This window comes from Acinetobacter sp. YH12236, assembly GCF_013417645.1.
Taxonomy (GTDB): domain Bacteria; phylum Pseudomonadota; class Gammaproteobacteria; order Pseudomonadales; family Moraxellaceae; genus Acinetobacter.
In genome coordinates, this window is the sequence record NZ_VPDM01000013.1 from 25810 (window position 1) to 38711 (window position 12902).

Here is a 12902-nt window from a genome sequence, read left to right on the forward strand (position 1 = left end):
AGTATAAATACTCTAAGCAACCCTTTTATTTAACCGCCTTAGTTCATTTCTTCAACAGAGCTGAGTATTTACTCTTTTTAAAATTATGTTACTTTTCCTGCACATTTTTGTTACAGATGGCATCAGGGAACGTACCATGAAGCTCAATAAAATTTATTCTGCTATTTTACTTAGCACTTTACCTCTTTCTGTAGTTCAAGCAGCTGGCTTGGATCGTTCTGGCCAGTCTATTTCTGCTTTTTTACAGCCGGGTAACTATGCGGAAGCGGGTATTTCTGTTTTAGATCCAGAAGTTCAAGGTAAAGACAATGACGGCAATAAAGTCAGCGATATGGCTGAAGATTACTACTTCCCTACTGCTGCTATAAAAATTCAGGCAACTGATAAAATATCTCTGGGTTTACTTTATGACCAGCCATTTGGAGCTGACGCTCAATATGCGCCTGAATCTAATGCTTTTGCTACAGTAAATACCAATACTGGTGTATTGGAGGGCACTTCTGTTGAAGTAAAAACCAATAGCATTACAGCACTTATAGGGTATCAGCCAAATGAGAACTGGAATGTTTATGCCGGACCTGTCTATCAAAGCGTAAAGGCGAAAGTCTCCCTACGTGGTACAGCTTATAGAGGCCCGCAAGTTCTTGGCGGTTATGATATTGACCTTAAAGAAAGTGAAGCTTACGGTTGGTTAGCTGGTTTTGCATATTCTATTCCTGAAATTGCCTTAAAAGCTGCTGTGACTTATCGCTCTGAAATTAAACATGAATTAGATACCACAGAAACCTTCGGTTTTGGTACAGATGGAGCTTTATATATTCCTGGATTAACTGGCACATTATTGGGTAAACCAGTAATTCCAACTTACCATAAAGCGGAAATTACTACACCACAATCAGTCAACATTGACTTACAGTCAGGCATTGCAAAAAATACTTTAGCTTTTGCTAATATTCGCTGGGTACATTGGGATCAGTTTGCAGTAAAACCTGCTTATTTATCTCAGCTAACTGGCGCCCTCACCGGAAAACAGCAGAATCTTGTCGATTATTCAGATGATCAATGGTCTGCAAATGTGGGTTTAGGTCATAAATTTAACGTTAAATGGTCAGGCTCTGCTGCTGTAGGTTATGACTCTGGTGCAGGAAACCCGGTAACCACCTTGGGTCCAACTGAAGGTTATTGGAGTGTCGGTCTAGGCGGCCAATACAGCCCTGCAGAAAACTATTTTATCCAGGCTGGGGTTAAATACTTCTGGCTAGGAGATGCACAAGCACAAACAGGTGGTGAAGTAAAAGGTAGCTTTGAAGACAACCATGCAATCGGCTATGGTATGAAAATCGGTTACCGCTTCTGATTTTTTGATAGATTCAATAAAAAAGGCGCTTATAGCGCCTTTTTTATTTACTTAAATTCTTTAAGCTGGGATATCACGCACTGATGCATTACGAATTGCTTCTTTCAATGCGTCATAACCATGAATTGGCGGGAATTGCGGGAATTCTGCAATCACATTCTCTGGTGCGTCGAACAGGAAGCCATGATCTGCTTCACCCAGCATTGTGGTATCGTTATATGAATCACCGGCTGCAATCACACGGAAATTCAGACCGTGTAATGCTTTCACTGCCTGACGCTTCTGATCTGGCTGGCGAAGTTTATAAGCAGTGATCATGCCCTCTTCATCAGTTTCCAGCTTATGACAGAAAATCGTTGGCCAGCCTAGTTGCTTCATTAGAGGATGAGCAAATTCATAGAAAGTGTCAGACAGAATAATCAGCTGAAAATGAGTACTTACCCATTCTACAAATTCCTTGGCGCCTTCAAATGGCCCCATATCCGCAATCACAGCCTGGATATCATTTAGACCCAAACCATGCTGTTTTAAAATATTCAAACGCTGGGTCATCAACACATCATAGTCAGGAATATCACGTGTCGTTGCTTCGAGCTCTTTAATACCTGTTTTTTTAGCAAAATTGATCCAGATTTCTGGAACCAAAACGCCCTCTAGATCTAGACATACGACTTCCATGAAGCATCCCCTCAGTTGTATTGAAAAAATTTTGCCCTATCATAGCTGAAGAAAAAGATTTTGCACTGTTCTTTTTTAAATCTGTTTTTTTCATAAGTATTTATTTTTTAGTGATAAGTAGCTTTGGGCATTTCTATTAAAATAGAATAAATCTGAAATAAATTCATATAGGCCACGTCATTTCCAAGCCTATGCCGCCAGGACTCATATGACCAAAATCCCCACTATTGCTATGGTAGATGCGCTTGCATCTGAATATGCAGATAAATCACCAAGTGAAATTTTAGCGCTTGCTCTCGAGCAGGAAGGCGAAATTGCCATTTCATTTTCTGGTGCAGAAGATGTTGTACTGATTGATATGGCATCTAATTTAGGTAAACCTTTCCGGGTATTTAGCCTGGATACAGGGCGTCTGCATGCTGAGACTTATCAATTTATTGAAAAAGTTCGCCAGCACTATAATATTGATATCGAAATCTGTTTCCCGGAAACAGATGCGATTCAACAACTGACGACTGAAAAAGGTTTGTTCAGTTTCTACCGTGACGGCCATCAGGAATGTTGCGGAATCCGCAAGGTGCAACCTTTACGCAAAAAACTGGCAACTTTAGATGGCTGGATTACCGGTCAGCGTAAAGACCAAAGCCCGGGAACACGTAATGACATTCCAGTGGTTCAATCTGATGAAGGTTTTTCTGGTCCAGGCAAACAGCTGATTAAATATAATCCCCTTGCCAACTGGTCTAGTGCAGATGTGTGGAATTATATCCGAATGATGGAAATTCCATACAACCCACTACATGAAAAAGGTTTTATCTCCATTGGCTGTGAACCTTGTACCCGTCCTGTGCTGCCAAATCAGCATGAACGTGAAGGACGCTGGTGGTGGGAAGAAGCCACCCATAAAGAATGTGGCTTGCATGCCGGGAACTTGAAAAAATAATCTTAAAAAACCATCCGTTCGTCGGGTGGTTTTTTTGTGAACCAATCGGCTACAGAAAAATCAGTACCTTTATGCGACAAAATCGCTATACTTTGTAATGTGATACCAATAATTCTAACAAGGTTGCTTATACATGAGCAGCTGAAGAAAATGCAGTGAGGCAATCTACGCTATGCGTCCATTACATCCGATTGACTTTATTTTTTTGTCTTTAGAGAAACGGCAGCAGCCTATGCATGTAGGCGGGTTATTTTTGTTTCAAATTCCTGACAATGCACCAGCCTCTTTTATCCGGGATCTGGTGACTGATATTCGCAATTCCAAATCCTCACCGATTCCTCCATTTAATAACTATTTAAACGGTTTATTTTGGGATGAAGATGAAGAGTTTGATTTAGATCATCATTTTCGTCATATTGCCTTACCGAAACCTGGGCGTATCCGCGAGCTGCTGACTTATATTTCCCAAGAACACAGCGCACTGATTGACCGCGCTAAACCTTTATGGACCTGTCATATTATTGAAGGCATTGAAGGCAACCGTTTTGCCATGTACTTCAAGATTCACCATGCGATGGTAGATGGTATTGCAGGCATGCGTCTGGTAGAAAAATCACTTTCCCATGATCCACATGCGAAAAGTATTGTGCCACCTTGGTGTGTAGAAGGTCCACGAGCAAAACGTCTGAAAGCGCCGAAAGTCAGCCGCATGAAGAATGTGTTACAGGCGATTAAAGGCCAGCTGGAATGTACGCCACGAGTGGCTTATGAATTATCACAAACCGTACTAAAAGATATGGGGCGTAACCCGGATTATGTGTCCAGCTTTCAGGCACCAAGTTCTATTTTAAATCAGCGTGTCAGTGCCTCACGTCGTTTCGCAGCCCAATCTTTTGAATTCTCACGTTTACGTCATATTTCTAAAGCTTTAGGTGTAACGATTAATGATATCGTGTTAGCGATCTGTTCAGGTGCCTTACGCGAATATTTACTCACACAAAATGCCTTGCCAAAAAAACCATTGATTGCGATGGTGCCCGCTTCTGTACGTAGCGATGATTCCGATTTTTCCAACCGTATTACCATGATTCTGGCGAATCTGGGCACGCATAAGGATGATCCTTTGGAGCGTCTTAAAACGGTACGTCGCAGTGTACTCAGTGCTAAAGAACGCTTTAAGCGCATGAATGCCAATCAGATTCTGAACTATAGTGCTTTTGTCTACGGTCTTGCAGGATTCAATATTGCATCTGGCTTAATGCCAAAACGTCAGGCATTTAACGTGATCATTTCCAATGTCCCTGGTCCTCAGGAACCTCTGTACTGGAATGGCGCACGTTTGGAAGCCTTATATCCGGCTTCGATTGTACTGGATGGACAGGCACTGAATATCACCATGACCAGTTATATGGACAAGCTTGAAGTAGGTCTTACTGCTTGCCGTAATGCTCTACCCAAAATGCAGAATCTATTGACTCATCTTGAAGAAGAAATTCAACGCTTCGAACGGATTGTGGATGGTGAACCCGTCCCAAAGTTGAAAGCGGTCAGTTAGCCGCGGACGAATAAAATCTGGCAATGGACTGCTAAAAAGTGTGTGAGCACTTTTGCCAATCATTTAGTAAAAAATAAAGGGGCAATTTAAGCCCCTTTATTTTATTCTTTTTACAGTTTGAATGAAATTCATACAACCGCAATCTATTTTGGTTTAATTAACTTTTAATAGTACGACATTGTTTCAATAACTGATGGCAGACAGAGCGAATCATAGAAGCTGTAATCTGAACTTCATTCCCGCGTTCATCCACAATATATCCTGCATGCACAGCCTTTGGTTCTAATACGTGTTTCAAGCTTTTATTGATTACAACTTTACTCATACTCATCATAGACTCCTTTTGCTAAGCCTAGAACTGGGAGAAAGGCTTTGGCTAATTTGATGTTTCTAGTATTGTAAATATCAGTAGAGTTGTAAAATTTCAGATGTAACAAGTGTTTAACGATATTCTGTTACAATTTCAGCTGAGAATGATATCGTATTGCTCTTGTGTGTATAAATTTTCGACCTGGAATTTAATTACACGATTAATAAAGTGTTCCAGATCCGCCACAGCCGGGGCTTCTGCAGTCAACAGCCGATCAATCACTGCCGGATGGGCAACTACAGTAAAGCCACTTTGTGATTCATAAGCGCGAGCATAGCGCAGGATTTCCCGAAAGATTTCGTAACACACTGATTCTGCTGTTTTCACATATCCACGTCCCTGACAGGTCGGACAGGACTCGCATAACAAGTGTTCCAAAGACTCACGGGTACGCTTACGCGTCATCTCCACCAACCCCAGTTCAGACACCTGGGTGATCTTGGTTTTGGCATGATCACGTTCCAGCATTTTCACAAACTGGTTCATCACCTCTTCACGGTGCTGGGCTTCCTGCATGTCAATAAAGTCAATGATGATAATACCGCCCAGATTACGCAGACGCAGCTGACGTGCAATGACCTGTGTGGCTTCCATATTGGTTTTAAACACCGTATCTTCCAGCGAGCGACCGCCCACATAAGAACCGGTATTAACATCAATGGTGGTCATGGCTTCAGTCTGGTCAATCATCAGATAACCGCCGGACTTCAGTGCGACACGGGTTTGTAAAGCCTTTTGCAGATCTTCTTCGACATTGTACAAATCGAAAATTGGTCGCTCGCCCGGATAATGTAGCAAACGGTCTTTCATGTTCGGCACGAACTCATCCACAAACTCTTTCAGCTTGCCGTGGATTTCGCGTGAATCGATATAGATCTTTTCGGTTTCTTCATTGGCCAGGTCACGAATGACACGCTGTGGCAAAGGCAGCTCTTCAAAGATCAATGAAGGCACTGCAATAACTTTTTGTTTGCGCTGGATGTATTCCCACAGTTTGGCTAAGTAAGCCATATCTTGGGCAATCGCCTCTTCTTCAATGCCATCCGCAGCAGTACGGACAATCACGGAGCCAGGCAACTTGTGTTCTGCCTGAATACGCTCAATGATCGAGCGTAAACGATTGCGTTCATCTTCGGATTCAATCCGCTGCGATACGCCAATATGATTGCCATATGGCATCAGGACCAAATAACGTGAAGGAATAGAAAGATCAGTAGATAGACGAGCGCCCTTGGTGCCAAGCATATCTTTCATCACCTGAACGGTAAGAATCAGACCCGGCTGCAGCAGTTCGAATACATTCGGCGTTGGCTGGTTACGTGGCCAGACCATGTCATTGATATGCAAAAATGCCGTTCTGGACAGGCCAATATCGACAAAAGCGGCCTGCATGCCCGGCAAGACCCGGACCACTTTTCCTTTATAGATATTCCCGACCAATCCGCGCTTGGCCGTACGCTCGACAAACAGTTCATTCACCGTGCCGTTTTCAATCAACGCCACACGACATTCCATCGGTGTGACGTTAATCAACAACTCGTCAGACATAACAACACTCAAAACATTATAAGAATTCTTTTTCAGCAGTTAATTTAGTGCCTTAACCGTCTGCAATAACTGTACTGTTTCATATAGTGGCAATCCCACTACATTAGAATAACTACCTTCTATTCTTGGAATATAACGCGCTGCAATTCCCTGTATTGCATAGGCACCTGCTTTCCCAAGCGGCTCACCTGTTGCCCAGTAACTTTCCATATCATGGCTATTTAGTGGCTGAAATTCAACCTGTGTACGGACTACTATACTGTATTTTTCTTCTTTTGTGCGGACGCACACCCCAGTATACACATCATGCCATCTTCCTGAAATTTTTTCCCACATTTCAAAGGCATGCTGTTTGGATTCAGGTTTCCCCAAAATCTCATTATTAACACCTAAACTGGTATCCGCAGCAATAATAATGGCATCCGGAAACAGCTTGGCCACCGCTTCCGCTTTGACTTGCGCCAGACGTTCGACATAGGCTGCAATGGACTCATTTTCCAGTATAGATTCGTCTACATCTGGGCTACAGATCTCAAAGTTCAGCCCGAGTTGCTGCAGAAGTTCACGGCGTCGGGGTGAGCTGGAAGCGAGGATTAAATGCGCCATTTTCTCAAAAAGTAATAAAGCACTGGCCATATGATGACACTAGTCAGCATGGGAATCCAATGTCGTGCAAATGAGAATTGTACGTTGGTCGAAATCTGGGCAAAGAAGATAATCATCAAATGTGCCAGAATCGCAATTGCCGTAATGACCCATAAATTAGCAAAGGTCAGAATACGGCGCTCACGGGTCAGGAAACGTGCCACAAAAGCAATGATGATAAAGCTAAGTGCATTGAGACCTAAAGGCGCATCAAGCAGTAAATCAATGAAGATCCCGGTAGCAAATGCAAACCAGATTCCACACCAGGTCGGCTGACACAACACCCAGAACAGCATGACCATTAACATAAATAATGGACGCCATCCCGAGGTCTCGTAAGACAGTGGATAGACTGAGAGAACAGAAGCCACGATCACCGATATGACAATGGCAAATAAAGGATCACGATGTGTTTTAGGTCGCATCTTAGCGATTGACATGCGGTTGCTCCATCGCTAATGAGTCAGAGAACAGCACGACGACATGATGACCACCGGCCAACTGTGCCGCTGGAGTAACATTAATCTGGGCAAATTCCCCTGAATTATGCCGTTTCACATTGGATACTGTTCCCACCAGATAACCTGCCGGAAAATGCTGTCCCAGACCTGAACTGTAAACTTTTTCACCAACTTTGATATTGGCGCTGGTCGGTACATATTCCATTTTCAGGCGTCCCAGATCCCCGGTCCCCGAGACAATGGCACGCATACCAGTATGTTCCAGACGCACTGACAAGGAGTGTTCTTTATCAGAGAGCAGCATGACCCGGCTACTATGCGGATAGACATCAATAATCTGTCCCATAATCCCCATATCATCCAGTACGGTCTGACCGACTTTCAGCTTGTTATTGGAACCACGGTTGATCACGATGATATGGCGTAGCGGATCAGCATCGGTACCAATCACCTCAGCAATTTCCATACGCCCATCAAGAATCAGAGGGGTATCTAAAAGACCACGCAAACGGGTATTTTCCGCAGAAAGCTCTGCAATTTTTTGTAAGCGAACTTGCGCCTGCAATAGCTCAGCCTGCATCGCGGTATTTTCACGACGCAGTTGCGCTTCAGATTTGGTTTGTTGATTCAGCCATTCTCGCGACAGTACCGGATAGCTGGCCACGGCATAAATGGGGTTATAGGCCGCGTACAAGACATCCCTTGCAGGTTGAACAACATGTGGCATGCGCCAGTCAAAGAATAGCACCACCAGACATGTTATCAGTGCAATGATAAAAGAGCGAAAAGATGGCGGTTGTCGAGAAAACAGATGTGCTTGCACCCGCCGAATCCTTGTCTTAGCCTACAAATAACATGTCATGATTTGGATTGTCGAAGAATTCGAGTACCTTACCACCACCACGAGTCACGCAAGACAGTGGATCTTCAGCAACCACAACAGGCAGACCTGTTTCTTTTGCAAGCAGCTTGTCCAGGTTACGCAGCAATGCACCACCACCGGTCAACACGATCCCGCGTTCAGCGATGTCAGAAGACAGTTCAGGAGGTGTTTGTTCCAATGCAGATTTCACCGCAGACACGATGTTTTGTAGTGGATCAGAGATCGCTTGAGTGACTTCATCCGAGTTCACCACAATCGCGCGAGGCACACCTTCAGCCAAGTTACGGCCACGAACTTCAATTTCCAGCGGTTTTGCACCTTCATCTGGAAGTGCCATGCCAACTTCTTTTTTGATCACTTCAGCTGTGGTTTCACCGATCACGCAACCATGTGCCTTACGTACGTAGTTGATGATCTGTTCATCAAATACATCACCGCCAATACGCAGCGAGTCTGCATATACACAGCCCTGTAATGAAATTACTGCAATCTCAGTTGTACCGCCGCCCACATCAACAACCATCGAACCACACGCCTGCTCAACCGGCATGCCTGCACCAATTGCAGCTGCCATCGGCTCTTCAATCAGACGTACTTCACGCGCACCCGCATTATAAACTGCTTCACGGATCGCACGGCGTTCAACCAGTGTCGATTTACATGGCACGCAAACCACCACGCGTGGCGCTGGCGGGAATAAACGTTTTTCGTGTACCTTACCAATGAACTGATTTAACATGGTTTCGGTCACTTCGAAATCCGCAATCACGCCGTCTTTCATCGGACGGATTGCAGAAATATTTGCTGGGGTACGACCAAGCATTTGTTTCGCGTCAAGACCTACGGCAGCAACAATTTTATGTGAACCACTGTGACGGATGGCTACAACCGTCGGTTCATTTAATATAATGCCTCGTCCTGGCGCATAAATAAGTGTATTTGCAGTACCTAAATCAATAGCGAGATCTGGCGAAAACAAGCCTATTAGTCGTTTTAGAATCACGGGGACGTTCTCAGTTAAACTTTATATGGACGCAAGGTGGCCACTTTAACTAAATGTGATGATTTGGACAAGTCAATCGCTTATCATAACGCATGATAATTTGAATTTTTTTAATACTGATTAGGTAATATTATGTCTACATCGGATGCACAGTCTTCTGCAGATTTAAATGCAGAAACAGTTTCAGCTATTGCCAACCTCGCAAGGTTATCTCTTAATGATACGCAATCTGCTGAATATGCTCAAAGTTTAAATAAAATTTTAGGCATGATGGAAACCCTGAAAGGCATCGATACTGACGGTGTTGAACCACTGAAAAGCCCTTTCGACCACCCACAGCCTTTACGTGAAGATGTCGTGTCGGAAAGCAATCATCGTGAGGAATACCAAGCAGTTGCACCTGCTGTACAGGACGGTTTGTATCTCGTCCCACGCGTGATTGAGTAATTACTACCCAGTTCATTCTTTTTATTAAATTAAACGTAAAGAATTATTTCTCATGACAGATTTACACCGCTTATCCATTCGTGAACTGACTGAAGGTTTGGCAAATGCTCAATTTTCATCCCGCGAATTGACTCAACACTATTTAAAACGCATCGAAAAAATTGATGCACAGGTCAAAGCTTATGTGACCGTGACTGCTGAACAGGCATTAGCTCAAGCTGATGCTGCCGATGCTGCAATCAAAGCTGGCAATGCCACTGCCCTGACTGGCGTGCCCATTGCACATAAAGATATTTTCTGTACCCAAGGCATTAAAACCACAGCCGGTTCTAAAATGCTGGACAATTTTATCTCTCCTTACGACGCGACCGTTGTAGCGAAAGGTAAAGCTGCGGGCTTAGTCACACTTGGTAAAGTGAACATGGATGAATTTGCCATGGGTTCTACTTCCGAGTCATCTTATTTTGGCGCGACCAAAAACCCTTGGGCACTGGATCACGTTCCAGGCGGTTCTTCAGGCGGTTCTGCTGCGGTTGTGGCTGCTGATCTGGCACCATTTGCAACCGGTACGGATACCGGTGGTTCAATCCGTCAGCCGGCTTCTTTTTGTGGTCTGACTGGTCTGAAACCGACTTATGGCCGTGTATCACGTTTCGGTATGATCGCGTATGCATCATCTTTAGACCAAGGCGGCCCAATGGCACGTTCGGCTGAAGATTGCGCTTACCTGATGAATGTCATGGCCGGTCATGATGCCAAAGACTCAACATCAATGGACAAAGACGTTGATGACTACGTTGCCAACCTGAACGGCACTTCTGTAAAAGGTCTGCGTATTGGTATTCCAAAACAGTACTTCAATGTTGAAGGTCTGGATGCGGACGTTAAAGCACGCGTTGAAGAATCACTGAAAAAACTGGAAGAAATGGGCGCAATTCTGGTTGAGATTGATCTCAACATGACTGAAGCTTATGTTCCTACTTACTACCTGATCGCACCTGCTGAAGCATCTTCGAACCTGTCTCGTTATGACGGCGTGCGTTATGGCTACCGTTGTGAAGAGCCGAAAGATCTTCTCGACCTTTACAAACGCTCTCGTTCAGAAGGGTTCGGTGCTGAAGTTCAGCGTCGTATCCTGATCGGTACTTATGCCCTGTCTGCGGGTTATTACGATGCTTATTATGTGAAAGCACAAAAAGTACGTCGTTTAATCCAGCAAGATTTCTTAAAAGCATTTGAATCTGTCGATGTAATCGCTGCGCCTTCTGCACCGACTACTGCATACCGTATCGGTGCAAACCTGTCTCCGGTTGAAATGTACCTGGGCGACATTTACACCATCGCGGTCAACCTTGCAGGTCTTCCTGCGATTAACGCGCCTGTTGGTTTTGACAAAGACAACTTGCCAGTTGGCTTACAGCTGATTGGTAACTACTGGTCAGAATCTCAATTGTTGTCTGTGGTACATCAGTATCAACAAGCAACCGATTGGCATACTAAACGCGCTGCAATTGCTGAGGAGAATGCATAATGGCTAAAAACGCTGCTAAACCAAAATCTAACCTGATTGACGGTTGGGAAGTCGTTATTGGTATCGAGATTCACACTCAGCTTGCGACTAAATCTAAAATCTTCTCTGGTTCTTCTACCGAGTTTGGTAATGATCCAAACACTCAGGCGAGCCTTGTAGATTTGGCTATGCCGGGCGTATTGCCAGTATTAAACAAAGAAGTCGTTGATCTTGCGATTCGCTTTGGTCTGGGTATCGATGCATATATCGATCAGGCTTCTGTATTTGCACGTAAAAACTACTTCTACCCGGATTCTCCAAAAGGCTATCAGATCAGTCAGATGGACAACCCGATTGTGGGCTTGGGTCATATCGACATTCAGCTTGAAGATGGCACGGTCAAACGCATTGGCGTGACGCGTGCGCACCTTGAGGAAGATGCAGGTAAATCAATCCATGACCAGTTCGAAGGTATGTCAGGCATCGACTTAAACCGTGCTGGTACGCCGCTTCTTGAAATCGTATCTGAACCGGATATGCGTTCAGTTGAAGAAGCCGTGGCTTATATTAAGGCAATTCACACGCTGGTTCGCTGGTTAGGTATTTCTGACGGTAACATGGCAGAAGGCTCGTTCCGTGCCGACTGTAACGTGTCTTTACGCCGTCCGGGTCAACCGTTCGGTACACGTTGTGAATTGAAAAACCTGAACTCATTCCGTTTCATTGAACAAGCGATCAATGTTGAAATTGAACGTCAAATGGAAATTCTGGAATGGGACGGCACCATTGATCAGGAAACTCGTCTGTTCGACCCTGTGAAGATGGAAACCCGTTCAATGCGTTCTAAGGAAGAAGCGAACGATTACCGCTACTTCCCGGATCCTGACTTGTTGCCTGTGGTGATTCCAGATGCGCAAATCGAAGCGATTAAAGCGCAAATGCCTGAGCTGCCTGCTGCTCGTCGTGCGCGTTTCGTGGCTGACTTCGGTGTGACTGAGTATGATGCTCACGTACTGACACTGACTCGTGAAATGTCAGAGTTTTACGAAGATGTGGTGAAAGCTGCTGGCGGTGCTGCACAAGGTAAGATTGCTGCAAACTGGGTGATGGGTGAATTCTCAGGTGCTTTAAACAAAGCTGGCCTAGACCTTGCTGACTCTCCTGTATCTGCTGAGAAGCTGGGTGGCATGATCGCACGTATTGTTGATAACACCATTAGCGGTAAGATTGCGAAACAAGTGTTCGGCTTTATGTGGGAAGAAGGCAAAACTGCGGACGAGATTATTGCTGAGAAAGGCTTGAAACAGGAAACTGACACAGGTGCGATCGAAGCAATTATTAAGGAAGTTCTTGCTGCTAACGAGAAGATGGTTGAAGAGTATAAATCTGGTAAAGAGAAAGCGTTCAACGGTCTAGTTGGTCAAGTGATGAAAGCGTCTAAGGGTAAAGCTAACCCAGCACAAGTGAATGAGTTGATGAAGAAATTGATTGGTTGATCTGAT

The 12902-nt window shown here is 44.4% G+C and carries 13 protein-coding genes; 6 read left to right on the forward strand and 7 right to left on the reverse strand.

Annotation, left to right across the window (positions count from 1 at the left end):
* Positions 1-136 precede the first annotated feature (136 nt).
* A complete protein-coding gene (locus tag FTV14_RS07635) occupies positions 137-1357 on the forward strand; it encodes an OmpP1/FadL family transporter (protein WP_180053686.1) in 1221 nt (406 codons plus the stop codon).
* 60 nt (positions 1358-1417) lie between these two features.
* Here the strand turns inward: FTV14_RS07635 and thrH are convergent, their stop codons facing one another.
* A complete protein-coding gene (thrH, locus tag FTV14_RS07640) occupies positions 1418-2035 on the reverse strand; it encodes a bifunctional phosphoserine phosphatase/homoserine phosphotransferase ThrH (RefSeq protein WP_180053687.1) in 618 nt (205 codons plus the stop codon).
* A 208-nt stretch (positions 2036-2243) separates the two neighbouring features.
* On the opposite strand from thrH, the gene FTV14_RS07645 reads away from it, so the two are divergent.
* A complete protein-coding gene (locus tag FTV14_RS07645; protein ID WP_034703384.1) occupies positions 2244-2978 on the forward strand; it encodes a phosphoadenylyl-sulfate reductase in 735 nt (244 codons plus the stop codon).
* A gap of 172 nt (positions 2979-3150) precedes the next feature.
* Positions 3151-4533: a wax ester/triacylglycerol synthase family O-acyltransferase gene (locus tag FTV14_RS07650; RefSeq protein ID WP_159122852.1), complete on the forward strand. Its 1383-nt coding sequence runs from the start codon at positions 3151-3153 to the stop codon at positions 4531-4533.
* A 157-nt stretch (positions 4534-4690) separates the two neighbouring features.
* Here FTV14_RS07650 and FTV14_RS07655 read toward each other — a convergent pair whose 3' ends face one another.
* From FTV14_RS07655 to FTV14_RS07680, 6 genes are all read right to left on the reverse strand, one after another.
* Positions 4691-4864 (reverse strand): PA1571 family protein, encoded by a 174-nt coding sequence (locus tag FTV14_RS07655; protein WP_004783090.1) that lies wholly within the window; start codon positions 4862-4864, stop codon positions 4691-4693.
* 132 nt (positions 4865-4996) lie between these two features.
* The gene (gene rng / locus FTV14_RS07660; RefSeq protein ID WP_005234484.1) at positions 4997-6451 is read right to left on the reverse strand and encodes a ribonuclease G; all 1455 of its coding nucleotides are present in this window, start codon (positions 6449-6451) and stop codon (positions 4997-4999) included.
* Between the two features lie 39 nt (positions 6452-6490).
* On the reverse strand, positions 6491-7057 hold the full coding sequence (locus tag FTV14_RS07665) for a Maf family nucleotide pyrophosphatase (RefSeq protein ID WP_180053688.1): 567 nt from the start codon (positions 7055-7057) through the stop codon (positions 6491-6493).
* Complete coding sequence (mreD, locus tag FTV14_RS07670) at positions 7045-7536, reverse strand: rod shape-determining protein MreD (protein WP_180053689.1); 492 nt, start codon at positions 7534-7536, stop codon at positions 7045-7047. The genes FTV14_RS07665 and mreD overlap by 13 nt, the downstream gene beginning before the upstream one ends.
* Positions 7523-8380 (reverse strand): rod shape-determining protein MreC, encoded by an 858-nt coding sequence (gene mreC / locus FTV14_RS07675; protein ID WP_180053690.1) that lies wholly within the window; start codon positions 8378-8380, stop codon positions 7523-7525. The genes mreD and mreC overlap by 14 nt, the downstream gene beginning before the upstream one ends.
* Positions 8381-8396: 16 nt before the next feature.
* On the reverse strand, positions 8397-9443 hold the full coding sequence (locus tag FTV14_RS07680) for a rod shape-determining protein (protein WP_005234480.1): 1047 nt from the start codon (positions 9441-9443) through the stop codon (positions 8397-8399).
* Between the two features lie 132 nt (positions 9444-9575).
* On the opposite strand from FTV14_RS07680, the gene gatC reads away from it, so the two are divergent.
* Genes gatC through gatB form a run of 3 tightly spaced genes read left to right on the forward strand, consistent with a single transcriptional unit; the run spans position 9576 to position 12896 of the window.
* Positions 9576-9890, forward strand: coding sequence for an Asp-tRNA(Asn)/Glu-tRNA(Gln) amidotransferase subunit GatC (gene gatC, locus FTV14_RS07685; protein ID WP_005234479.1), 315 nt, complete (start codon positions 9576-9578; stop codon positions 9888-9890).
* Positions 9891-9942: 52 nt separating this feature from the next.
* On the forward strand, positions 9943-11421 hold the full coding sequence (gene gatA / locus FTV14_RS07690; protein WP_180053691.1) for an Asp-tRNA(Asn)/Glu-tRNA(Gln) amidotransferase subunit GatA: 1479 nt from the start codon (positions 9943-9945) through the stop codon (positions 11419-11421).
* Positions 11421-12896, forward strand: coding sequence for an Asp-tRNA(Asn)/Glu-tRNA(Gln) amidotransferase subunit GatB (gene gatB, locus FTV14_RS07695; protein ID WP_180053692.1), 1476 nt, complete (start codon positions 11421-11423; stop codon positions 12894-12896). Before gatA ends, gatB begins: the two co-directional genes overlap by 1 nt.
* Positions 12897-12902 lie beyond the last annotated feature (6 nt).